Source organism: Streptomyces sp. NPDC051051 (assembly GCF_040682975.1).
Classification (GTDB): Bacteria; Actinomycetota; Actinomycetes; order Streptomycetales; family Streptomycetaceae; genus Streptomyces.
The window spans coordinates 155,332-175,841 of sequence record NZ_JBFBCB010000001.1; the positions used below are offsets into that span (position 1 = coordinate 155,332).

The following is a 20,510-nucleotide window of genomic DNA, read 5'->3' on the forward strand; positions in this document are numbered from 1 at the left end:
GTCACTGGCCCCAGTCGCGGAGCTGGACCTCGACCATCTGCAGCGTCAGCCGTCCGTCGTCGACGGCTTCGACGCGGAGCGTGAGCATGCACTCGGGGCAGGAGAGGGTCTCGCCCTGGACCAGCGGCGGTACGGTCAGGTCGGTCTCGCACTCGGGGCAGACACCGGTGAGGGTGGCGGTGGACATGGGGCAACTCCGTTGGTGGTGGCGGGTGAGGGGATGGCGGCAAGGGAGTGGGTCGGGTGGGGATGCGGTTCAGGCGGCCTGGAAGTCGATGGCTGCCTTGCGGATCGCGTCCCGGTCGAGCAGCGGGCGGCCGCCGTGTTCCTGCCGCTCGATGAGCCACGGGGTGAAGGCCTCGACGTCGACGGAGATCTCCGAGTCGGCGAGCGCCCACGTGACCAGGGCGGGAGTGAGACGGGTGCGGACCTGCAACTCCCTCGTGTTCCCGACTGATTCGGCGGGCAGCGTCTCGTACGCCTCCGGGTGGCTGAGCTGACCGGGCAGCTCGTAGGCGAAGGCGTGCGGCGTGGTCGGCCCCGGCTGGAACGCCTCGCCGAGGCCGGCGCCCTTGAGAGCGACCCGCGACAGCTCGGTGAGATGGGTCAGGTCGAAGCGGGTGTCGCCGTGGATGACGCGCAACGAGGTGAGCAGTTCGGCCAGCGGAGCGTTGCCGCCGCGCTCGCCGATGCCGCCGACGGTCGCGGAGATCCACCGCGCGCCCGCGCGGACGGCGGCGAGGGAGTTGGCGACGGCCATGCCCAGCATGTTGTGCGAATGGATCTCGATCTCCGAGCCGTCGATCTCCGTGAGGCCGGCGATCACCTCCTCCATCTGCCAGGGCGACAGACGGGCGACGGTCTCCGCCAGCCGGAACCGGTCGGCGCCGGCCTCGAATCCCGCGGTGACGTAGGGGACGAGCCGCTCCTTGGGGGTGCGGGCGCCGTCCTCGCCGCTGAAGGTGACGTGGAAGCCCCGGTCCTTGGCCTGCGAGATCGCCGAACGGGCGAGTGCGTGCAGGAACCTGGCACTGGGTGAGCCGAGCTTCAGTTTCGCGTGCTGCTCGGAGGTGGGGATGGAGTACATGATGTGGCGCACGCCCAGGCGTTCGGCCTCGTCGAGGGCCGTGGCGACCTGCCGACGGTCTCGTACGACGACGAGCGTCATGCTGCGCTCCGGGCCGACGGCCTCATGGGTGGCGAGGACGAGGTCGGCGTCCTTGGAGCCCGGACCGGCCACCATGCCCACCTCGACCAGCTCCACGCCGGTCTTCACCAGCAGGTCGGAGATGACCGCGGCGTCCCCGGGGCCGAACTCGACGCCTGCCATGTGGGCGGAGTCCCGCAAGGTCGCATCCGATATGCGGGGCGGTCCCGGCGTCTTCTCATCGCTTTCTGCTGCGGCCATTTCCTTCACTCCTCATCAAAGGGATGCTGCAGTCGATGCGCTGATCAATACCTTCGGCCGGACCGTGGAAAAGGGCAAGATCTCTTGAGTCAGGCTCTGTGGAAAAAAGTCAAGGAATGTGAAGAGGGAAAGGGGGGGCCACCGATACGGCTACCGTCGTACGGTATTGCGATGAACCTTTCTTCGCTGCCTCGGATCGGGGTTGTCGTACCTCCGGAAAACCCCACGGCGGAACCGGAGTTCCATCACCTGCTGAGTCCTCGTATGAATGTGTACACGTCTCGTTTCCCAGTGACGCCCGGAGTCGGGCTCAGGAAAATGCTGGAGACGTACAACGACGTGCTCCCGGAAACCGTAGGCGCCTTCGGCCGCATGCGTCTGCACGCCGCCGTGGTGGCGTGCAGTGCCTCGCACTATCTGCTGGACCCGGACGGCGACCGGACCTTCTGCGCCGAACTGTCCGCGCGTGTGGGTTTCCCCGTGCAGTCGTCGACGCAGGCGATCCTCACGGCGTGCGGTGCGCTGGGCGTGACCCGTCTGACGCTCGTCTCCCCGTACGAGTCGTGGCTCACCGACACCTCCCGCGCCTTCTGGGAGCAGGCCGGCCTCGCGGTCGACGGTGTCGTGCGGGTTCCGGCGGCACAGGATCCGTCCGGGGACGACCGCTACGACCCGTACGAGGTCACGACAGAGGTGATCCTCGAGCGCATACGGGCGCGGAAACTCCCCGACGACACCGCGCTGTTGTTCACCGGTACGGGCATGGCCACGCTCGCCGCCCTCGCCGAGCTCGTCCGGGAGGACGCCGACCGCACACTGCTGACCTCCAACCTGGCGTCGGCCTGGTGGGCGCGGCGAGTCGCGGGCGACGGCACTCCCGCCGGACACCCGCTGCTGCGGCGCCTGGAGCGCGCGGCTGCCTGACACCGTCATGGCCCCGGAGCGTTCGCCACCCCGGGGCCACCGGCCCGGCCGTGTCGTACGGCGGTTCAGCTCTCGGACGCCTCGAGCGCGCGCCGGGCGTGCCCCATCCGGTAGCCGACCCCCCGTACCGTGATGATCCATCCGCTGGAGCCGAGCTTCGCCCGCAGGCTGCTCACATGCGTGTCGATGGTGCGGCTGGCGCACACCCAGTCGCTGCCCCATACCTTCGCCATCAGGGCTTTTCTCGACAGGACGGTTTCGGGAGCGGCGGCCAGGGCGTAGAGCAGTTCGAACTCCTTCGAAGTGACGGGGACGAACCGGTCGTGCAGGCGCACCTCCTGGGTGCGTGGATCCATGTGGAGAGGATGCAGGGAAATGGTTCCCGTCGTACCCGGTAGGGGGCGGGCGCGTCGCAGTACCGCCTCGATGCGGGCGCCGATCTCCCGGAATCCCCAGGTCTTCACCACGCAGTCGTCCGCGCCGGCCTTCAGGGCGAGGACCCGGTCCAGTTCGTCGTCGAGATCGGTGACGGCGATCAGGGGCTTGTCGCCGCCGCTGCGCAGGGACCGGCACACCTCCAGTCCGTCCATGTCGGGCAGTTCCAGGGAGAGCAGCACCAGGTCCGCTTCGCGGTACACCCGCAGTGCCCGAGCCCCCGTGTCGACGCTGCGAGCCCTGTACCCCTGGCGTCCGAGACTGTGCACCATCGCCTCGGCGACGGAGGCGTTCTGCTCCACCACCAGTACGGTCGTCATACGTTCCGCCCTTTCTCGTGGCTCTCCTCACCTCTCGTCAGCTCGCGGTCCCGATGAGCTCGGGGGGCGGCGACACGGTCGGCGCCGGGGGAGCGGCGTGCAGGCGCTGGTAGACGTATGCGGCCGAGGCCATGGTCATGTGATGGTGCCAGCCGGGGAAGGAACGGCCTTCGAAGTCGAGCACGCCGAATCGTTCCCGCATGGTGGTGACGGCCGCCACGGTGGCGACAAGGCCGCGGACGAGGGCGAGAACCTCCTCCACGTCGCGGTCCGTGAGACTGGTGATCCAGTACCGGGGGGACCGCCGGCCGTCCGGGTCGGGCCGCTTCAGGACGCGGTATTCGCGGGAGTTCCCCTCCCCACCGTTGCCGAGCAGCGGCAGGCGCACGGTGCCGGTGCAGCTGTAGACCGGCACCGTCCTGGCCCGGCCGCCCGGGGCCTGGCGCGTCATCAGGTGTGGTTTCCGGGCGTGACGCATCTCCATCAGCGCGCCCACGGTGCTCACCGTGGGAGTGTGCCGTCCGATGAGGACGACCTGATCCGGGTCTACCTCGCACACCATGTCGACGCCCTGCCGGGCGAGTCCCGCGAGCACGCCGCTCGCGTCCTCGCACCGCGTCAGGTCGAGGACCCAGGGAACGCGTGGCAGCAGGGGCTGTGCGAGCACGTCGGCGGCGTAGCCGAGGACGTGGGCACCGGCGGGGCGGGCCGGCTCCGCCTCCGGTACACGCGCGCGGCGTCTGCGTTCCACGTCCCAGTCCCAGGGACCGCTGAGCACGAGACTCCAGTCCACGGGAAAGCAGTCGGTGTCGGTGGCCAGAAAGAGCACGATCGCGCGCTGGCAGCTGACGGTACGGCCGGTCGCGGCGTCCACTCGGTGGTGCACGCCCACGGAGTGTTCGCCGTTCTTGGGGATGATGAGTTCGGCCACTGTCCAGGCGTACGGCGCCGCGTTGGCGGAAACCCACAGGGCGAGCCTGCGCCGCACGGGCTGCCAGTCCCACGGACTGCCGTTGATGAACTGATGCAGGCCGTTCACCGCAGCCGAGGGTAACGACCCGGCCCGCGCCAGACGCCTCGGCGTCTTCTTGCCCGAGATGTGGGTCAGGGCCCACAGATACGCTCGGGCCCAACGGCGTTGCTCCACCCGCTGGAGCGATCCGAAAACGTCCTCCACGAACATCTGCGTGCGCGCACCATCGCCCACCGTCGTTCGTCTCCCGCTTGATGGCATGTGAAGCTACGCCCCCTCGTATCCGCGACACTCACGCACCGGGGCCGGTGCGTAACGCATCTGTACGAGGTATCAAAATACCGTTCGAAGTGAAAATTTCAGCGGTCGGTCGTTCACTTTGTAACTTCGCGGTCTGAGCAGCGGAAACGTGCTCAGGGCCTGGCGTGGACACCGTTGTGAGCGGGAGAGCGATGAATTGTCAAAAACATATGAACAAATTGCTTGGTGAAGCGGGCGAATCATCGGGCAAGGCCTTCGGAATCCCCGCGCTCGAGGATTCCGAAGGCGTCGGCCGCCGCCCTACACGGCGCTCCGCCCGGCGGGGAAGCCGTGGCTGCGTGCGGAGAGGACGACCGCGAGGACCGGCAACAGGAGCAGCAGAACGGTCCAGGGGAAGGAGTCGCTGCCGATCAGGTCGAGCAGGATGCCGCCGATGATCCCGCCGGCTGCCATGGCGACGTTCCACAGCGTGACGAGCATCGCCTGTGCCGCGTCGGCGTGATCGCCGCCCGCGTCGCCCGCGGCGGTCTGCAGCAAGGTGGGTACGCCACCCCATCCCAGGCCCCACAGGACGGCGGCGAGGTAGACGAGGGCGGTGTGGTCGGCGAGGACCGCCAGGAGCGCCGCGGCCACGGCGACCAGCAAGGTGCTGGTGACAGTGAGGACGCGCAGCCGGTGGTGGATCTGGGCGCCGACGATCCAGATGCTCGCCAGTGACGTGGCGCCGAAGACGAGGAGCACGAGGTCGGTGTTGTCGCTCATGCCCAGGTCGTCGAGGAAGCTGGCGATGTAGGCGTACAGGATGGTGTGGGCCAGGACGAAGACCAGTGTGACGAACAGGACCGGGGTCACGCCCGGAACGCGCAGGGCGTGCAGCATCTTCGGCTGCTCGCCGCGCTCCTGACCCGGGTAGTCCGGCACGGCCGCCACGATCCACAGCAGAAGCACCACGGTGAGCGCCGTCATCGCGAGGAAGGCCACACGCCAGTCGGTCACCTTGCCGAGGAAGGTTCCGGCGGGCACACCGAGCGAGAGTGCGAGGGGAATGCCCGCCATGGCGATGGCGATCGCCCTGCCCTGGAGGTGGCCGGGTGCCATGCGCCGCGCGTACCCGGCGAGCAGTGCCCAGGCCAGACCGGCCGCCACACCCGCGACGAAGCGTGCCGCCATCGTCAGCCCGTAGTGGGACGACACCGCGGTGACGGTGTTGGCGAGGGCGAAGCCGCCCATGGCGGTCAGCAGCAGCCGCTTGCGCCGCCAGCCCGCGGTGGCCGCCGTCAGCGGGATCGCGGTCAGTGCGGTGCCGATCGCGTAGACGGTGACCGTCTGCCCGGTCGCGGACTCGCTCACGTGCAGGTCGTTGCTGATCGCGGGGAGGAGGCCGGCGGGGAGGGTCTCGGTGAGGCTGGTGACGAAGACGGCGGTGGCCAGGGCGAGGAGGGCGAGGAGCGGGAGCTTCTGCTGCCCCTCGACTCCGCCCTCCGGACCTGACGCGGTGCCGGTGCCCGAGACTGAACCGGCCTCGGTGTCGGGTGCGGTGCTCATGTGGTGTGCTCCGGATTCTCTGGGGACGTGTCGTCTTCCGGTCGCCCGGGGTGCGGTGTCCGGGGGCGGTGCCGAGCCGGGGACCGGTCATGTGTTCTCGGTGACGCGTTGCGTCGGATCGCGGGTGGTGGCCGGGCACCGTGCTTGTCGGGTCATGGGGGACCGAGTCCGCCGTCGACCGGCAGCCGGGCGCCCGTCGTGAAGGTCGCGTCCGTTGCCAGGAAGAGCGCGGCGCGGGCCACCTCCTCGGCGGCGCCGAGACGGCCCAACGGCGGCAGGGGGACGGCGCCGCCGCCCGGCGCCTCGATACAGCCCGGGGCCACCGCGTTGACGCGGATGCCCCGGGAGACGAGCTCCCTGGCGAGCGCGTGCACGGAGGCGGGCGACGGGGCAAGGGCGGTGAGGACGACCGCGCCGCCGTCCCTCAGGCTCGGCACCAGGGCCTGCACCGTGGACATGGCGTCGGCGAAAAGGAGATCGACGCCGTCTCCCGGGGCGAGGCAGCCCTCGAGTGCGGCCGGTGCGACGACACGGGCGGCGGAGCCCAGCTCGTCGCCCATACGGACGCACTCCTGCGGGGTAGGGGCGGTCAGCAGGACCTCCGCGCCTCCCTCCACGAGGCGCTTGGCGATGGCCAGACCGATGCCGCTCGCCGCACCGACCACCACCACGGCCCTCCTGTCCGCGTACTTGGCCATGTGCGCCGCTCCTTCCCCGGATGCGCTGTTCTCGCCGGGCGCGCGGTGCCACCCGTCGGGAACGACTGTGCGCGGGGGCGCTTCGGAAATCCTTCGGAACGGCTGCGGGCCGGCCGGTCGCACCGGACGAGTGGGTGAAGATCCGTCCGAAGAGGGAAGCGGGTGGACTTCCCCGCCGCCGGGGGCCCGCTCCGTCGGTGGAGCGGCGGGCCGGGCAACCGGAGACGGCGGCCACCGTACATATGCAGGTACATATACAGTGGCTCGCATGCGGTTTGGGGTGCTTGGGCCACTGGTGGTGTGGGACGACGGGGGAGAGACGGTCAAAGTCCCCGAAGTCAAGGTCCGCGCGCTGCTCGCGAACCTGCTCGCGCACGGCGGGGGCCCGGTCGCGGCGGACCGCCTCATCCACGACCTGTGGGGCGACCGCCCGCCGGGCAGGCCGACGGGCGCCCTGCAGGCCAGGGTCTCCCAGCTGCGCCGGGTCCTCGGCCGGGATCGGGTGGTGCGGCAGCCGCCGGGCTACCGGCTGCGGCTCGACGGTGACGGCGACGAGGTGGACGCCGGACGGTTCGGCGCCCTTGCCGCCGAGGCCCGCCTCGTCCAGGACCCCGGTGCGCGAGCCGCGCTGCTCACCCAGGCCCTCGAACTGTGGCGGGGGCCCGCATACGCGGATTTCGCGGACGAGGAGTTCGTGCGGGGAACCGCGCAGCGCCTCGCGGAACAGCGACTGTCCGTGCTGGAGGAACAGGCGGAAGCCCGTCTGGAGGCGGGCGGCCATGTGCTCCTCGCGGGAGAGCTCGCCGACCTCGTGGCTCAGCACCCGCTGCGGGAGCGCCTGCGTGCCCTGCAGATCCGGGCCCTCTACGTGGCGGGACGTCAGAGCGAGGCCCTCGCGTCGTACGAGGACCTGAGATCCCGCCTCGTCGGGGAGCTCGGGGTCGATCCCGGCCCCGAGCTCAGCGCACTGCACCAGGCGGTGCTCCGGCAGGATCCCGAGCTGGCCCCCGTCCCCGGCGCACCCGGCGGCGGACGGCGTGGCCGGCCTTCCCCGGGTTCCCGGCCCCGCTCGGACGGGGGAGCTCCCCGCCGCCACGCGCAACGACCGCCCGCCGCGTTCGAGGACCTGCCCCCGACCGGCATCCGCTCGAACCTGCCCGTTCCCCTCACTCCCCTCATCGGCCGGCACCAGGCCCTCACCGGCCTCTCACACCTTCTCGGCTCGGCACGGCTGGTCACCCTCACCGGCCCCGGCGGCGTCGGCAAGACCCGCCTGGCCGTGGCGGCGGGCACCGCGGCAGCGGCCGACGCCGGTGAACTTCCCGACGGCGTCTGGCTGGTCGAACTCGCCGGCACCCGTGTCGGTACCGCCGCCGACCTCGCCCAGGTCGTCGCCACCACCCTCGGCATCAGGGACGACGCTCCCTCCGTCCTGCCGGGCACGTGCACCGGCGCCCCCTCCCCGGTGCACCACCTCACCGCTGCCCTGCGGGACCGTCGCACCCTGCTCGTCCTGGACAACTGCGAGCACGTCATCGAGGCCGCAGCCGAACTGACCGAGGCACTCCTGCACGCCGCGCCCGGCGTGCACGTCCTCGCCACCAGCCAGGAACCGCTGGGTCTGACCGGCGAGGAGGTGTTCCTGGTCGAGCCCCTCCCGACCGCCGACGCCGTGCGGCTGTTCATGGAGCGTGCCTCCGCCTCCGGCTTCCCGCTCGACCCGGACACGTCCCACCCGGGCGACCGGGACACCGTCGTCGAGATCTGCCGCCGCCTCGACGGCATTCCGCTCGCACTCGAACTCGCCGCGACCCGCGTACGCGCCCTGGGCGTGCGGGAGCTGGCCGCCCGGCTCAGCGACAGGTTCCGGGTCCTGACCGCGGGACGGCGTGGGGCGCCGGCCCGTCAGCAGACCCTGCGAGCGGTGATCGACTGGAGCTGGGAACTGCTCAGCGCGCCCGAGCGCATCGTCCTGCGCCGCCTTGCCGCCTTCAGCGACGGCTGTGACCTCGAGGCCGCCGAAGCGGTGTGCGCGGGGGAGGGGGTCACCCGCGACGAAGTGCTCGATCTCGTGACGCGGCTGGTCGACCGGTCCCTCGTCGCCGTCGTGGACGTGCCGGCCGGGCGGCGCTACCGGCTCCTGGAATCCGTCTCCGCGTACGCGAGGGAGCGACTGCACGAAATGGAGGACCTCACCGCCGTACGTGACCGCCATCTGCGTCACCACCTTGCCCTCGCCGAACGTGCGGAGCCTCAGCTGCGCGCTGCCGGGCAGCAGTCCTGGCTCGCCCGTCTGGACGCCGAGACCGGTAATCTGCGCGCGGCGTTCGACGAGGCGTTGCGCCGCGCTGCCGCGGACGACGCGGACGACGCCGTACGGCTTGCCACCGCCCTGTCCTGGTGGTGGCTCCTGCGGGGCCGCCTCACCGAGGCCCGCCGCAGCCTGCGGGCCGTCCTCGACGCCCTCTCGCGGGGCGCGGATCCGCCCGGTCGCATTGCCCCTGAACTCGTCCTGCTGCACGCCGCGTTCGCGCTTCTCACCGGCGAGCCCGGCGCGGCCTCCGCCATCCGTGCCGTCGAGGCCGTTCCCGACACGGTGCACCGGGCCCGCGCCCTGTGGCTGTGCGCGTACGGCTTGTTCAGCGCGGGTGCCATCACCGACGGCGACGAGCTGAACACCCGTGTCCTCGCCTTCTCCGCCGCCACGAAGGACCAGTGGGGCACCGCCGCCGCGCTCGGCCTGCGGGCGATGCTCGCGCTGGTCCGCGGCGACCTGGCCGGGCTCGGCCGCGACGGGCTGCGCAGTGCCGGTCTCTTCCGCGAACTGGGCGACCGCTGGGGAGAGTTGCAGACTGTTTCGCCGCTGGCCGCGCTGGCCGAGATCAAGGGCGAGTACCGGGAAGCGGCACACCGCCAGCACGAAGGGCTCAGGATGGCCCGGGAGCTGGGACTGGAGGCGGAGGTTTCGGCGCGGCTCTCCGGGCTCGGCCGGCTCGCGTTGCTCGCCCGCGATTGGGACCGAGCCCGCGACCTGCACGAGCAGGCCCGCCGCATCGCCCTCGAACAGGGCTACAAGTACGGTGAGATCCATTCCGAGATGGGCCTCGCCCTCGGCGCGCGCCGCTCCGGCGACCTCGACGCCGCCGAAGCGCACCTGCTGCACATCGGCGACGGCTACGCGGACGTCTCGTCCCGGGCGGGCGACCACCTCCTCCTGGCCGAACTCGGCTTCGTCGCGGAACTCCGCGGCGACGCGGCCCGTGCCACCGCTCACCACCTGTGTGGTCTGGACGTCGCCTGTTCCCTCGGCGAGCCGCGCGCCCTCGCGCTGTCGCTGGAGGGTCTCGCGGGAGCGTTGGCCTTGCGCGGAGACGAACGTGCCGCCACGTGCGCAGTCGTACTGCTCGGCGCGGCGGATGCGGCCCGGCGAGGCGTGGGCGCCCCACTGCCGCCCGCCGAGCGCGCAGACGTCGACCGCATCGCGGTGGCGGCACGGGCCGCCCTGGGCGGGCCCGCCTTCGCGGAGGCGTTCGACCGTGGCACACGGCTGGCCGCGGAGGAGGCGGTACTCCATGCCCGGACGACACTCGACCGGCTGATGGGCGAGGCCGGTTGAGCACAGGCCGGTGTACTGCGACAGCTCGAAGACGTGTCCTCCGGGATCCGCCGGTCCGTGTCGCGAGCCGGGTTCCGAGGCGATCACATCGGCGGACCTGGACGACAGCCGCTAACCGAGGAGTTCGCGTACCAACGCGGCGACCTGCTCGACCTCGATGAGGAAACCGTCGTGACCGTAGGGGGATTCGATCACCCGGAGGTGATCCGCTGTGTCGATCCCGGCGGCCAGCTCAGCCTGCTGGGTGAGGGGGTACAGGAGGTCCGAGCTCACTCCGGCGACAAGCGTCCTGGCGGTCACACGGCGCAGCGCGGCGCGCGTACCGCCACGGCCGCGACCGATGTCGTGCGTGTTCATGGCCTCTGCGAGCACGACATGGCTGCCCGCGTCGAAGCGGCGCACCAGCTTGGCGGCATGGTGGTCGAGATAGGACTCGACCTGGTACCGGCCGCCGTTCCAGGGGTCCTCCGTACCCTGGGGCGTGCGACCGAAGCGGACCTGCAGCTCCGGCTCACTGCGGTAGGTGACGTGGGCGAGGCGGCGGGCCGGGCCGAGCCCCGCGTGCGGACCCCGGCCCGTGGTAGTCGCCGCCGCGCCAGTACGGGTCGCCGCGGATGGCATGGAGCTGGATGCCGGCCCAGGCGATCTGCTCCGCGCTCGCCGCCGCCGTGGACGCGAGCAGGAGGAGTGCGCCCGTGCGCTCCGGACATGACACGGCCCACTCCACGGTGCGCATTCCGCCCATGGAGCCGCCGACCACCAAGGCCCAGCGGTCGATGCCGAGCGCGTCGGCCGGACCGGCCTCCGCGGCGACCCGGTCACGTTGTGTCAGAGCGGGGGAGGAGCCACCCCGGTGTCGTCCGTCGGGACGCGTCGAGGACGGTCCGGTACTGCCCTGGCAGCCGCCCAGCACATTGGGGGCGACGACGAACCAGCGGTCCGTGTCCAAGGCCAGACCGGCCCCGATGAGCCCGTCCCACCAGCCGGGGGTGGGGTGGCCGGGCTCGGCCGGTCCGGCGGCATGGCTGTCGCCGGTGAGCGCGTGGAGCACCAGTACGGCATTGGAGCGGTCCGGCGCCGGCTGCCCCCAGGTCTCGAACGCGAGCCGCACACGGGGAAGTTCACCTCCGGCCTCCAACGGCATTGGTTTCTCCCGCACATGCCGTTGGCGGCGGCCCGGAGGGTCCCCCTCCCGCCAGGCCCCGGAGGCCGGCGGGAGGGGGACCCCGGAGGTCGCCGGTACGGTGTTCAGGACGCGCCCTTCGCGGCGCGGAATCCGGCCTCCAGGTCCGCCTTGAGATCGTCGAGGCTCTCGATGCCGACCGACAGCCGAACCAGGCCGGGCGAGGTGCCGGTCGCCGCCAACTGGGCTTCGTCCAACTGGCTGTGGGTGGTGGACGCCGGATGGATGATGAGACTGCGTACGTCGCCGATGTCGGCGAGACGGCTGAACAGTTCGACGCCGTCGACGAACCGCTTGCCGGCCTCGACCCCGTCCCGCAGTTCGAAGGCCAGGACCGCGCCGGCGCCGCGCGGCAGGTAGCGCCGCCCTGCCTCGTACCACCGGTTGGATTCCAGGCCCATCCTCATGGAGGTCGGCCTGCTGCTGGCCGCCACGCCCGGGACGGCAGCCGCTGCTCCCCGGGTGCTGTGAACGCCCGCATGAGTTCGCCGGATCGAGCCGGGCTGCGATTTCGAGGGGGCGTCCTCCCGGTGGACGCCCCGCGGGGTGCCGTCGCCGATCGAGCGGCAGCCGTGGAAGTGACGCACCCTGCGGGTGCGCCGGCGGGTGGCAGGCACCCGGTCCGGGCGTTGCTGCCCGGTCCGGCCGGAGCCCGTGTGGGCCCGATGCCGGGCGGGCCGAACGCGCCGAAGGCGAAGGCCCGGTCGGGAAGGTGGACGGCACCTCTTCGATCCGGTCCGACAGCACCAGCAGTATCGGCCTTGCCGTACCGAAGGTCACGGCTGCCGTCCCGTGACCGCCCGGCACCGGGTGCCCCCTCAGCCCCGGGTGCGGGCCTCCAGCGCGTGCAGGACGGCCGCCATGTCCTCGTCGCCGTGGCCCTGTTCGACGGTCTCGCCGTAGAGGGCGTGGCAGACGTCGAGAAGGGGGGAGGCGATGCCCGCCGTGCGGGCGGCCCGCGCGATCAGGCGGTTGTTCTTCAGGACGTCCGCGGCCGCCGCCTGGACGGTGAAGTCGCGGGCCAGCAGTTTGGGCGCCTTCATCCGGGAGACCGCGCTGGCCATCGGGCCCGCGTCCAGGACGTCCCGCAGCAGGCGCCGGTCCAGTCCGTGCCGGTCGGCGAAGTGGAAGGCCTCGGCCAGACCGGTGACCAGGGTGATGAGGAAGAGGTTCACCGAGAACTTCATCAGCAGGGCGCCCGGGACCGGACCGCACGCGAAGGTCTCGCGGCACAGCGGGCCGAGCAGCGGCCGTACCGCCGCCACGGTGTCGTCGTCACCGGCCAGCATGGCGACCAACTCGCCCTGCTCCGCCGGGACTCGCGAGCCGGAGACCGGCGCCTCCACGTAACGGCCGCCCGCGGCCAGGACGTCGTCCCGCAGGCCGCCGGAGTACTCGGGCGCGGTCGTGCCCATGTGCACGACGGTGCGTCCGGCGACGCGGGCGGCGAAGTCCGGGGTGCCGCGGCCGAGGACCGCGTCGACGGCCGTCTCGTCGGCCAGCATGAGGATCACCGTGCCGGCCCGCTCGAAGACCTCGGCGGGGCTCGCCGCGACCTCGGCCCCGGCGGCGCGCAGCGGCTCGCAGCGGCCGGGGGTGCGGTTCCACACGAGGAGGGGCGTCGCGGCTCGGGCGAGGTTGAGTGCCATGGGCTGCCCCATGACCCCGAGGCCGAGGAAACCGGTGTACGTCATGTGCTGCCTTTCCTGGCCCGTGCCGAGGCGGAGCCATTGCCGTCGCCCTGGGCCGGCGACTATGACAGCCGTCATGGTAGGTGCTCCATGACGGCTGTCATAGAGTGGGCGCCGGTCAGTCGCGACATCCTGGAGGTCGACCATGGCGCCGTCCGGACGGGGGCCGCGTGAGCGGATGGTCTTCAGCGCGGCCCAGCTCGTCCGGCGCGACGGCGTCGGCGCCACCGGCATGCGCGAGGTGGCCGCCCACGCGCGGGCGCCCCGGGGCTCGCTCCAGCACTACTTCCCCGGCGGCAAGGAGCAGCTGGTCAACGAGGCGCTGGCCTGGGCCGGCCGTTACGCGGCCGACCGGGTGACCCGGTTCCTGGCCGCGCTGCCCGAGCCGACGCCGAGCGCCCTGTTCGGCGAGATGGTGCGGCAGTGGACCGACGAGTACGAGTCGGCCGGGTTCGCGGGCGGCTGCCCCGTCGCCGCGGCCACGGTGGACTGCGCCGAGTCCGTCGAGACCACGCGGGAGGCCGCGGCCGCCGCGTTCGCCGCCTGGAACGGCGCCGTGGCCGACGCCCTGACCGGCATGGGGGTCCCGCCGGAACGGTCCGCACCGCTGGCCACGCTCATGATCGGAGCCCTGGAGGGGGCGATCCTCATCGCCCGCGCCGAGCAGGACGTGCGGGCGCTGACGAGCGCGGCCCGCGAACTCGGCCCGCTGCTCGACGCGGCGGTGAGCCGCAAGGACTGAACGGACGGCCTACGGCCGCGCCCCCGCCGTGGCCGACGGCGCCCCGGACTCGTCGCACCTCGGCGCCCTGGGCGCGTCCTCGGCGTACCGGGTCAGGGCGCAGACCGTGCGCAGTGCGACCTTCCAGGTGTCACCCTGCCGGACGGCCGCACCCGGCCCGCCGGGGTCCAGCGCCCGGCCGTCGCGGGTGAGGGTGTAGCCGACGGCGGCGTCCTGGGACGTCGTGTAGGCCACGGAGGTCACCGTGGCGCGCAGGCGGCTGCCGAGGCGGTCGGCGAAGAGGTTCTCGATCATCAGGGCGTTCTGGGGGCCGTCCTCGACCACCCCGCTCCGGTCGTCGACGGAGGAGCCCGGGGCGAAGAGGGTCTCCCACGCGGCCCGGATGTCCCGCTCGGCGCCGTCCGGGTCCGCCGGGGCGGTGCCCGTGGGGGTGGGGGACTGCGCGGTGGGCGATGGGGAGCCGCCGACGGAGGCCGGTGCCGCCGTGGAGGCGGTGGGCGGCGGGGCCGGCGTCGTCCGTGCCGTGTCGTCGCCTTCGCCGCCGCTGCCGCAGGCGCCGGTGAGGACGAGTGCGGCGGCGGTGGCCGCCCAGCGGGCCGCACGTCGTGTCGCAGGGGACGCAGGGGACATGGACTCCTCCGGGTTGCCTGGGGCAGCCCTACCCGGAACACGCTGAAACATCCCGGCACGTGCCGTGCGCGAGGGTGCTGGGAGGGGGCGCACGCCGGTTCGCGAGCGTGCCGGGAGCGGCGTGCACCGCCCCTGAGGGGATCTGGGAGCGGGCGTCCACCGTGCCCGCCAGAGGCTACGGGCGGGCGTGCGCCCCGTCCGCGAGGGTGCCGTGGCGATGCCGGCGGCCGGACCGTACGCCTCGGGCACGCGCCAGGTGCGGGTACCCCGCGGGCGGGTCCGCCCGCGCGGGAGGCGGCGGCGCCGGCCACAGCCGCACCGCCGTCAGCGAGGCTCCCAGGGTGATCGAGCCCAGAGCGGCCACCGCCCACCCGAGTCCGGCCGTCGCTCCCAGCCAGCCCGCCAGCGGGTACGTCAGCAGCCAGCAGCCGTGCGACAGCGAGAACTGCGCCGCGAAGGCCGCCGTCCGCACCTCGGCCGGCGCCGCACGGCGGATCAGTCGTCCGGTCGGCGTCAGCACCATCGCGCAGGCGGCACCGAAGGCGGCCCACACGACGAGCAGGGCGGGCCACCGCCAACCGCCGCCGTCCGCGCCGGTGACGGCACCGAGCGCCGCGAAGACGACCCCGAGCAGCGCGGCCCCGCGCACCATCACCGTCCGGTCCGGCACCCGGTCGAGCAGTCGGGGCAGGACCAGGGCCACGGTCATCGAGCCGGCGCCGTACGCGCCGAGCGCGAGGGGCACGGCGCCGGTCGGCAGGTCCAGGAAGCCGCGGACGTAGACGACGGTGTTGACGGTCACCGTCGCGCTCGCCGCGGCCACCGCGAGGTTGAGGGCGAGCAGCGCCCGCAGCGCGGGGACGGTGCGGAACAGCCGGGTGCCCGCCGCGGCCCGGGCGCGGGCACCGCCCGCCCGTGCCGGGCGGACCGGGGGCAGGGCGGCGGACACCACGAGTGCGGCCGAGGCGAGGAAACCCAGGGCGGTGCCCGTGAACAGCCGGTTGTAGGTGACGACGGACAGCAGGGCCGCCGCCAGGGCCGGTGAGAACAGGCTCTCCATGTCGTACGCGAGCCGGGACATCGACAGCGCCCGTGTGTAGTCGCGCTCCTCGGGCAGCACCTCGGGGACGACGGCCTGGAAGGCCGGGGTGAACGCGGCCGAGGCGGACTGGAGCACGAAGACCAGGACGTACACCTGCCACACCTGGCCGACGAAGGGGAGCAGCAGGGCGACCCCGGCACGGGTGAGGTCCGCCGACAGCATGAGGGCCTTGCGGGGGAGGCCTTCGGCCAGCGCGCCCACGGCCGGGGCGATCGCCACGTACGCGACCATCTTGATCGCGAGCGCGGTGCCGAGCACCGAACCGGCGTCGGCGCCCGCGATGTCATAGGCCAGCAGCCCGAGGGACACGGTCGCCAGACCCGTGCCGACCAGGGCGACGACCTGGGCGGCGAAGAGATGGCGGTAGCTGCGGTTGCGCAGGACGGCGAGCATGCGGGAGGCCCCCTCGGCGGCGCGGTCCGGGTCGGTGCCACGAGTGTAGCTGTCATGTGCGCATCTGTGCACATGATGAAGTGACATGTGCGCGGTCCCGGACGCACGCGATCCCCGGCCGCCCGGTCGCCCCCCCGGGCGGATGACCGCCCCGCGGACGGATGGCTCTAGGCTGGCCCCATGTCCGACAGCCACCCCATCTCACCTGCGGCCGATGTGCATCTGCGGGCCCCCGACAGCGCGCGGCTGGCCGAGGCCACCGGGGTGTTCGCGATGCTGTCGGACGTCACCCGGCTGCACCTGCTGTGGCTGCTGGCGCAGGGCGAGTCGGACGTCGGCTCCCTCACCGAACGCTGCGGCGCCTCCCGGACGGCGGTCAGCCAGCACCTCGGGAAGCTGCGGCTCGCCGGGCTCGTGGACACCCGCCGCGACGGCCGGCACATCCACTACCGGCTCAGCGACGGCCATCTGCGGCGCCTGGTCCTGGAGGCGCTGAGCCACGCCGACCACCGGGTGAGCGGACAGGCACCGCACGGCTGACACACCGGGGGAGCGGACAGGCCGGGGGAGCGGACAGGCGGCGTGGCCGACGGGTCGTCCGCACGGCGGGCCGAGGGCCCCCGCACACCCGTGTGCGAAGGCCCTCGGCCGCGTGCGCGGTCGGCTACTCCCGGGCGGCGCCCCGGCGACGGACGAGGAACACCGCGGCCGCGACCGCGGCCAGGGCCGCCGCGACGATGCCGGTCCAGGCGCCCGCGGACAGGCCCCCCTCGTCGTCCTTCGCGGTGTCGGCCGCCTGTGGGGAGGGGCCGGTGGCGGTTCCCCCGGCCGTCGGCGCCGGGGTCGCCGTGGGGCTCGCCGGGACACTGGGGGAGGGGCTGACGGTGTGCGCGCCGGGCGCGGCCGCCCTCAGCTTCAGGACGGGCGCCTCGTTGCCGTGCCCGTGGTCGTCGTCGCCGGACCCGCCCAGCTCGATCCAGCGGTCGACCTTGCCGTCGCCGTAGGTCTGGAGCGTCTTGAACGCCAGCTCCTTCGCGTCGGGCAACTGCCTCACGACCACCGAGTGTTCGACGTCCTCGCCGACCTTCACGGCCGGGCCCCCGACGCGGTAGCCGTCGGCGGTGGCGGCGAACTCCCAGCCCGCCGGGCCCTCGCCGTAGGTCACGTCGGCCGGCTCGATGCCCTCGGGCAGGACCACCCGCAGTTCGGTGATGCCGGCGGTGGCGGACTCCGACTCGGCCGTGAAGGTGAGCCGGACGTTCTCGGCGAGGGCCTGCGCGCCGGCCGACTCGACCTCGACATGGGCGGCGGCCGGAACGGCGGCCAGCAGGGCGGCGGTCGTCGCGGCGGCCACCGCGAGGGTCAGGTGCCGCGCGCCGCGCGGCAGGGTGATGCGGGACATGGGTCTCTCCAGGCACGGGAGGGTGGCGGGGGCCGTACGGCGAGCGCCGAACGGGCTTCCCCGCGAGGTCGGTTGACGAGGGCGGACCTCGGCCGGGGAGGGCCCCGCCGGACCAGCGCGTGCGCCAGCACCGGCCCGAAGACGGGCAGCCGGTCCCCCTCCGCCGCGACGAGGGCGACCGGCGCACCGGGCGCGGAATCCACGCGCCGCGCCGCCCCGAGGAGCAGACGGGCGCGGACGGCGTCGAGCGCGGCCGTCAGCCCGCGCGTCAGTGACCAGCACACCGTGTCCGCGCGGTGCAGCAGGACGGCGACGCCCGCCGCGACCAGGGTGTGGGCCGCCGTCATGGCCAGGGAGTCGTGCAGCCGCACGTGCCGGGCCGCGTGGACGTCGTGCGGGGCGTGGACGTGTGCGGCGGGCGGCGCCTGCGGGTGCCCGGTGTGCGTCAGCCACCGGTGCAGCCCGGACTGCGCCAGGACACTCACGACGACGACCGTGGCCGGACGGCGCGGGCGGCGCGCGCCGGCCAGTCCCACGCCGAACAGCACGACGGCCGCGGTCGCGCCCCGCCCCCACGGCACCGGCCGCTCCGCGAGCAGGTGGTGCGCGCCGGTCCCCAGCACCGTGCCGACGACGGCGAACACCGCGGCCCGCAGGACGGGCAGCGGCGGCCGTGGTGTCGTCGCGGGCGGCTGCATGGCCCGCTCATCATGCGGTACCGGCCGTGCGCCGGGTGCGCGGCCCGGGGAAAGTGGCCGATCGGCGTCGGGCCGAGCCGACCGGTCGGCGGTGGTGGTCTTCCGGCGCACGGGAGTTGAACAACCTCCCGGAACCGGCCGTACCCCTGGGCAGTCGTACACCCGGCCGCCGACGGCCGGGCGCAGCCCAGGACCGGGAGACGGAGAGGCACGTGCCACAGCAGCCGCGGCGGACACACACCGGCCGCACCCCCACCACCGCCCGCCTCCCGCGGGGCGCCGCACTCGTCGCAGGCCTGCTGCCGCTCGCCCTCGTCACGGCCTGCGGCGGTGGCGCGCAGGAGGTCGCGGTGAACAGCGACCCGGCGAAGATCTCCGCCGCCCCCGCGGCCGGGGTCGTCGCCCCGGCGAAGGTCGAGGTGATCGCCGGACTCACCGGCTGCGAGGCCGACATCCGCATCGAGGCCGACGAACTGCGTCAGGGCGCGTGCACCACCGCGGACGGCGGCTACCTCATCACCACGTTCCCGGAGGAGCGGCTCAAGGAGACGTGGCCGGACTCCGCGAGCGTGTACGGCGGCACGTACCTGGTCGGCACCCGCTGGGTCGTCAGCGCCGAGCCGGAGACGCTGGAACGGTTCCGCGGCAGACTCGGCGGTTCCCTCCGGGAGTTGCGGGGCACGGTCAGCGGGCCGGAACCGGGTGCGAGCCCTTCCTGACGGCGGCCGCGGACCGACCGGGCCCGCGGCGGACCGACGCGTGTCGCGCCGCCCGCGGACGCCGGGCGGTCCGGCGGGGCTTGTTCGCCGCGGCCGTCATGGCGCATGCTGCCTCCCGGCGGGCAGGAGATCGCGAACCGGGAGGCATGTGGTGGACGGCGCAGTCGTGCGGGCGATGTGGGAGCGGTTCGAACTCGTCCACGACCTGGTCTACTTCGCCCCCGAGGCACACTCGGCCGCCGACGAAATCGGCATGCGCGGCTTCTGGATGGGCTACTTCGCGTTCCGTGCCGCACCCCTCGGCCCCGCTCCGGCCGCCGTCGTCACCAGTTCCTTCTACGTCTTCCACCCCGACCGTGTGGCGCGTGCCGTCCCCGACGCCTGGCGGTACGCCGATCCGGCCGACGTCCTCTCGGCACGCGAGCGGGCCATGGACGCCGCGATGACCCGCGTGCTGGGGCCGGACACGGTCGGTTCCGCCGCGCTGGCCGAGGCCGCCGACCTCGCCTGGGAGGCGGCGCAGGCCGCCGACACGGCGGGACGCGTCCTCGGCGCCGCCAACCAGGCACTCCCGCGGCCCGCACAGCCGCACGTCAGGCTCTGGCAGGCGGTCACCACGCTGCGCGAACACCGGGGCGACGGGCACATCGCCGTCCTGGTCGGCCACGGTCTGGGCCCGGTCGCGGCGATGGCGCTGAAGTGCGCGGCGGGCGAGTCGGACGAGGAGGTGCTCCGGCAGACCCGCAAGTGGGACCTCCCTGCGTGGCGGGCGGCGCAGGCCGAACTGCTCGACCGCGGCTGGCTCGACGACGACGGCCGGCTCACCCCCGCCGGGAAGGCCGCCCGCGCGGCCGTCGAGGCCGGCACGGACGCCGCGGCGGCCTCCCCCTGGACGGCCCTGGGCCCCGACGCCACCGCCCGCCTCGGCCACCTCCTCGCCCCCCTGGCCGGCGCGGTCCGCGAGTCGGGCCTCATCCCGGACGGCAACCCGGTGGGACTCCCCGCCGCGACGGCGGCGGACGAGGAGAAGGTCTGAGCGGTTGCGCCGGGCCCCGGACGGTCTGCGCGCGGAGGGCGCCCGCCCCTCTCGCGAAGCGCCCCGACCGGCCGTCGCCGGGCTGAGCGGCCCCGCCCGGCGCGGTGCGTCCCGTCCTTCCCGGCGCGACGCCGCCCGCCCCGCCTCGGTACCCTCCGAACCATGCGGATCTCCGTTTCCTCCGACATGGACGAACCCGTCGCCCGCGCACTCGTCGCGGAACTGCGCGGGCGAGGGCACGACGTGGTGCCGCACGGCGCGCTGCGGCCCGGTTCGGACGCGCAGTGGGCGGTGTGCTCGGAGGCGGCGGCCCGCGAGGTGGCCGACGGGACCTCGGAGCAGGCCGTGGTGTGCTGCTGGACGGGCACGGGCGCGTCCATCGCCGCGAACAAGGTGCCCGGCGTCCGCGCGGCCCTGTGCACCGACGCCCCCACGGCCGAGGGCGCCCGCCGCTGGAACGACGCGAACGTGCTCGCCCTCAGCCTGCGCCTGACCTCGGAGCCGTTGCTGAAGGAGATCCTCGACGCCTGGTTCGCCGCCGAGCCCAGCGAGGACGCCGAGGACCGGGGCAACGTCCTGCACGTCGACCGCATCGGCCGGACCGGCGGCGACGCAGCGCCCTGACGGCCGCTCGGGGCGTGTCCCGGCGGGGTGGTTCCCGCACCCGCCCAGGGGGTCCGGCACCCGTCCGGGCCCCGCCGGTTCGGCCGGTCGGGTCGGTCGGACGGGTCGGT

General features: G+C 73.5%; 18 protein-coding genes and 2 pseudogenes. 7 read left to right on the forward strand and 13 right to left on the reverse strand.

Annotation, left to right across the window (positions count from 1 at the left end; translation table 11 throughout):
• Position 1 precedes the first annotated feature (1 nt).
• Together AB0N31_RS00750 and AB0N31_RS00755 are read right to left on the reverse strand one after the other, a co-directional pair.
• A complete protein-coding gene (locus AB0N31_RS00750; RefSeq protein WP_366056125.1) occupies positions 2 to 187 on the reverse strand; it encodes a lysine biosynthesis protein LysW in 186 nt (61 codons plus the stop codon).
• A 69-nt stretch (positions 188 to 256) separates the two neighbouring features.
• Positions 257 to 1,408 carry an isopropylmalate synthase gene (locus tag AB0N31_RS00755; protein WP_366056126.1) on the reverse strand — a complete coding sequence of 384 codons (1,152 nt, stop codon included), beginning with the start codon at positions 1,406 to 1,408 and terminating at the stop codon, positions 257 to 259.
• A 171-nt stretch (positions 1,409 to 1,579) separates the two neighbouring features.
• On the opposite strand from AB0N31_RS00755, the gene AB0N31_RS00760 reads away from it, so the two are divergent.
• Complete coding sequence (locus AB0N31_RS00760; RefSeq protein ID WP_366056127.1) at positions 1,580 to 2,332, forward strand: arylmalonate decarboxylase; 753 nt, start codon at positions 1,580 to 1,582, stop codon at positions 2,330 to 2,332.
• Between the two features lie 65 nt (positions 2,333 to 2,397).
• Here the strand turns inward: AB0N31_RS00760 and AB0N31_RS00765 are convergent, their stop codons facing one another.
• The 4 genes from AB0N31_RS00765 to AB0N31_RS00780 form a co-directional block, all read right to left on the reverse strand.
• Positions 2,398 to 3,087 (reverse strand): response regulator transcription factor, encoded by a 690-nt coding sequence (locus AB0N31_RS00765; protein ID WP_366056128.1) that lies wholly within the window; start codon positions 3,085 to 3,087, stop codon positions 2,398 to 2,400.
• 37 nt (positions 3,088 to 3,124) lie between these two features.
• Positions 3,125 to 4,321: a transposase gene (locus AB0N31_RS00770; RefSeq protein WP_366056129.1), complete on the reverse strand. Its 1,197-nt coding sequence runs from the start codon at positions 4,319 to 4,321 to the stop codon at positions 3,125 to 3,127.
• Positions 4,322 to 4,621: 300 nt separating this feature from the next.
• Positions 4,622 to 5,866, reverse strand: a complete 1,245-nt coding sequence (locus AB0N31_RS00775) for an MFS transporter (RefSeq protein WP_366056131.1) — start codon at positions 5,864 to 5,866, stop codon at positions 4,622 to 4,624.
• Between the two features lie 152 nt (positions 5,867 to 6,018).
• Positions 6,019 to 6,564, reverse strand: a complete 546-nt coding sequence (locus tag AB0N31_RS00780; protein ID WP_366056133.1) for an SDR family oxidoreductase — start codon at positions 6,562 to 6,564, stop codon at positions 6,019 to 6,021.
• Positions 6,565 to 6,832: 268 nt separating this feature from the next.
• Here AB0N31_RS00780 and AB0N31_RS00785 point away from each other — a divergent pair, with 268 nt between their 5' ends.
• The gene (locus AB0N31_RS00785; RefSeq protein ID WP_366056134.1) at positions 6,833 to 10,180 is read left to right on the forward strand and encodes a BTAD domain-containing putative transcriptional regulator; all 3,348 of its coding nucleotides are present in this window, start codon (positions 6,833 to 6,835) and stop codon (positions 10,178 to 10,180) included.
• A 111-nt stretch (positions 10,181 to 10,291) separates the two neighbouring features.
• On the opposite strand, the pseudogene AB0N31_RS00790 reads toward AB0N31_RS00785, so the two are convergent.
• The 3 genes and pseudogenes from AB0N31_RS00790 to AB0N31_RS00800 form a co-directional block, all read right to left on the reverse strand.
• Positions 10,292 to 11,432 (reverse strand): annotated as a pseudogene (locus AB0N31_RS00790) (homoserine O-acetyltransferase).
• Positions 11,429 to 11,761 (reverse strand): annotated as a pseudogene (locus AB0N31_RS00795) (PLP-dependent transferase); the annotation flags it as partial. The pseudogenes AB0N31_RS00795 and AB0N31_RS00790, both read right to left, overlap by 4 nt.
• Before the next feature lie 420 nt (positions 11,762 to 12,181).
• Positions 12,182 to 13,057: an NAD(P)-dependent oxidoreductase gene (locus AB0N31_RS00800; protein ID WP_366056135.1), complete on the reverse strand. Its 876-nt coding sequence runs from the start codon at positions 13,055 to 13,057 to the stop codon at positions 12,182 to 12,184.
• 142 nt (positions 13,058 to 13,199) lie between these two features.
• On the opposite strand from AB0N31_RS00800, the gene AB0N31_RS00805 reads away from it, so the two are divergent.
• Positions 13,200 to 13,796, forward strand: coding sequence for a TetR/AcrR family transcriptional regulator (locus tag AB0N31_RS00805; RefSeq protein WP_366056136.1), 597 nt, complete (start codon positions 13,200 to 13,202; stop codon positions 13,794 to 13,796).
• 9 nt (positions 13,797 to 13,805) lie between these two features.
• Here AB0N31_RS00805 and AB0N31_RS00810 read toward each other — a convergent pair whose 3' ends face one another.
• Positions 13,806 to 14,426 (reverse strand): hypothetical protein, encoded by a 621-nt coding sequence (locus AB0N31_RS00810; RefSeq protein WP_366056137.1) that lies wholly within the window; start codon positions 14,424 to 14,426, stop codon positions 13,806 to 13,808.
• A 175-nt stretch (positions 14,427 to 14,601) separates the two neighbouring features.
• Positions 14,602 to 15,921, reverse strand: a complete 1,320-nt coding sequence (locus AB0N31_RS00815) for an MFS transporter (protein WP_366056138.1) — start codon at positions 15,919 to 15,921, stop codon at positions 14,602 to 14,604.
• Positions 15,922 to 16,101: 180 nt separating this feature from the next.
• Here AB0N31_RS00815 and AB0N31_RS00820 point away from each other — a divergent pair, with 180 nt between their 5' ends.
• Entirely contained in the window at positions 16,102 to 16,461 is a 360-nt protein-coding gene (locus AB0N31_RS00820; RefSeq protein WP_366056139.1) for a metalloregulator ArsR/SmtB family transcription factor, read from the forward strand.
• Between the two features lie 124 nt (positions 16,462 to 16,585).
• On the opposite strand, the gene AB0N31_RS00825 is transcribed toward AB0N31_RS00820, so the two are convergent.
• On the reverse strand, positions 16,586 to 17,323 hold the full coding sequence (locus tag AB0N31_RS00825; protein ID WP_366056140.1) for a DUF1775 domain-containing protein: 738 nt from the start codon (positions 17,321 to 17,323) through the stop codon (positions 16,586 to 16,588).
• Positions 17,284 to 18,021 carry a hypothetical protein gene (locus AB0N31_RS00830; protein WP_366056142.1) on the reverse strand — a complete coding sequence of 246 codons (738 nt, stop codon included), beginning with the start codon at positions 18,019 to 18,021 and terminating at the stop codon, positions 17,284 to 17,286. The genes AB0N31_RS00825 and AB0N31_RS00830 overlap by 40 nt, the downstream gene beginning before the upstream one ends.
• Positions 18,022 to 18,233: 212 nt before the next feature.
• Between AB0N31_RS00830 and AB0N31_RS00835 the strand changes: the two genes are divergently transcribed.
• From AB0N31_RS00835 to AB0N31_RS00845, 3 genes are all read left to right on the forward strand, one after another.
• Positions 18,234 to 18,740 (forward strand): hypothetical protein, encoded by a 507-nt coding sequence (locus AB0N31_RS00835; RefSeq protein WP_366056143.1) that lies wholly within the window; start codon positions 18,234 to 18,236, stop codon positions 18,738 to 18,740.
• A gap of 151 nt (positions 18,741 to 18,891) precedes the next feature.
• A complete protein-coding gene (locus AB0N31_RS00840) occupies positions 18,892 to 19,776 on the forward strand; it encodes a hypothetical protein (RefSeq protein WP_366056144.1) in 885 nt (294 codons plus the stop codon).
• 162 nt (positions 19,777 to 19,938) lie between these two features.
• On the forward strand, positions 19,939 to 20,400 hold the full coding sequence (locus AB0N31_RS00845) for an RpiB/LacA/LacB family sugar-phosphate isomerase (RefSeq protein WP_366056145.1): 462 nt from the start codon (positions 19,939 to 19,941) through the stop codon (positions 20,398 to 20,400).
• Positions 20,401 to 20,510: the final 110 nt, after the last annotated feature.

Coding starts and splice junctions, on each gene's coding strand:
- AB0N31_RS00785 (WP_366056134.1), top strand. CDS start 6,833: ATGCGGTTTGGGGTGCTTGGGCCACTGGTGGTGTGGGACGACGGGGGA.
- AB0N31_RS00845 (WP_366056145.1), top strand. CDS start 19,939: ATGCGGATCTCCGTTTCCTCCGACATGGACGAACCCGTCGCCCGCGCA.
- AB0N31_RS00820 (WP_366056139.1), top strand. CDS start 16,102: ATGTCCGACAGCCACCCCATCTCACCTGCGGCCGATGTGCATCTGCGG.
- AB0N31_RS00775 (WP_366056131.1), bottom strand. CDS start 5,866: ATGAGCACCGCACCCGACACCGAGGCCGGTTCAGTCTCGGGCACCGGC.
- AB0N31_RS00760 (WP_366056127.1), top strand. CDS start 1,580: ATGAACCTTTCTTCGCTGCCTCGGATCGGGGTTGTCGTACCTCCGGAA.
- AB0N31_RS00770 (WP_366056129.1), bottom strand. CDS start 4,321: ATGCCATCAAGCGGGAGACGAACGACGGTGGGCGATGGTGCGCGCACG.
- AB0N31_RS00765 (WP_366056128.1), bottom strand. CDS start 3,087: ATGACGACCGTACTGGTGGTGGAGCAGAACGCCTCCGTCGCCGAGGCG.
- AB0N31_RS00750 (WP_366056125.1), bottom strand. CDS start 187: ATGTCCACCGCCACCCTCACCGGTGTCTGCCCCGAGTGCGAGACCGAC.
- AB0N31_RS00800 (WP_366056135.1), bottom strand. CDS start 13,057: ATGACGTACACCGGTTTCCTCGGCCTCGGGGTCATGGGGCAGCCCATG.
- AB0N31_RS00780 (WP_366056133.1), bottom strand. CDS start 6,564: ATGGCCAAGTACGCGGACAGGAGGGCCGTGGTGGTGGTCGGTGCGGCG.
- AB0N31_RS00825 (WP_366056140.1), bottom strand. CDS start 17,323: ATGTCCCGCATCACCCTGCCGCGCGGCGCGCGGCACCTGACCCTCGCG.
- AB0N31_RS00755 (WP_366056126.1), bottom strand. CDS start 1,408: ATGGCCGCAGCAGAAAGCGATGAGAAGACGCCGGGACCGCCCCGCATA.
- AB0N31_RS00810 (WP_366056137.1), bottom strand. CDS start 14,426: ATGTCCCCTGCGTCCCCTGCGACACGACGTGCGGCCCGCTGGGCGGCC.
- AB0N31_RS00805 (WP_366056136.1), top strand. CDS start 13,200: ATGGCGCCGTCCGGACGGGGGCCGCGTGAGCGGATGGTCTTCAGCGCG.
- AB0N31_RS00830 (WP_366056142.1), bottom strand. CDS start 18,021: ATGCAGCCGCCCGCGACGACACCACGGCCGCCGCTGCCCGTCCTGCGG.
- AB0N31_RS00815 (WP_366056138.1), bottom strand. CDS start 15,921: ATGCTCGCCGTCCTGCGCAACCGCAGCTACCGCCATCTCTTCGCCGCC.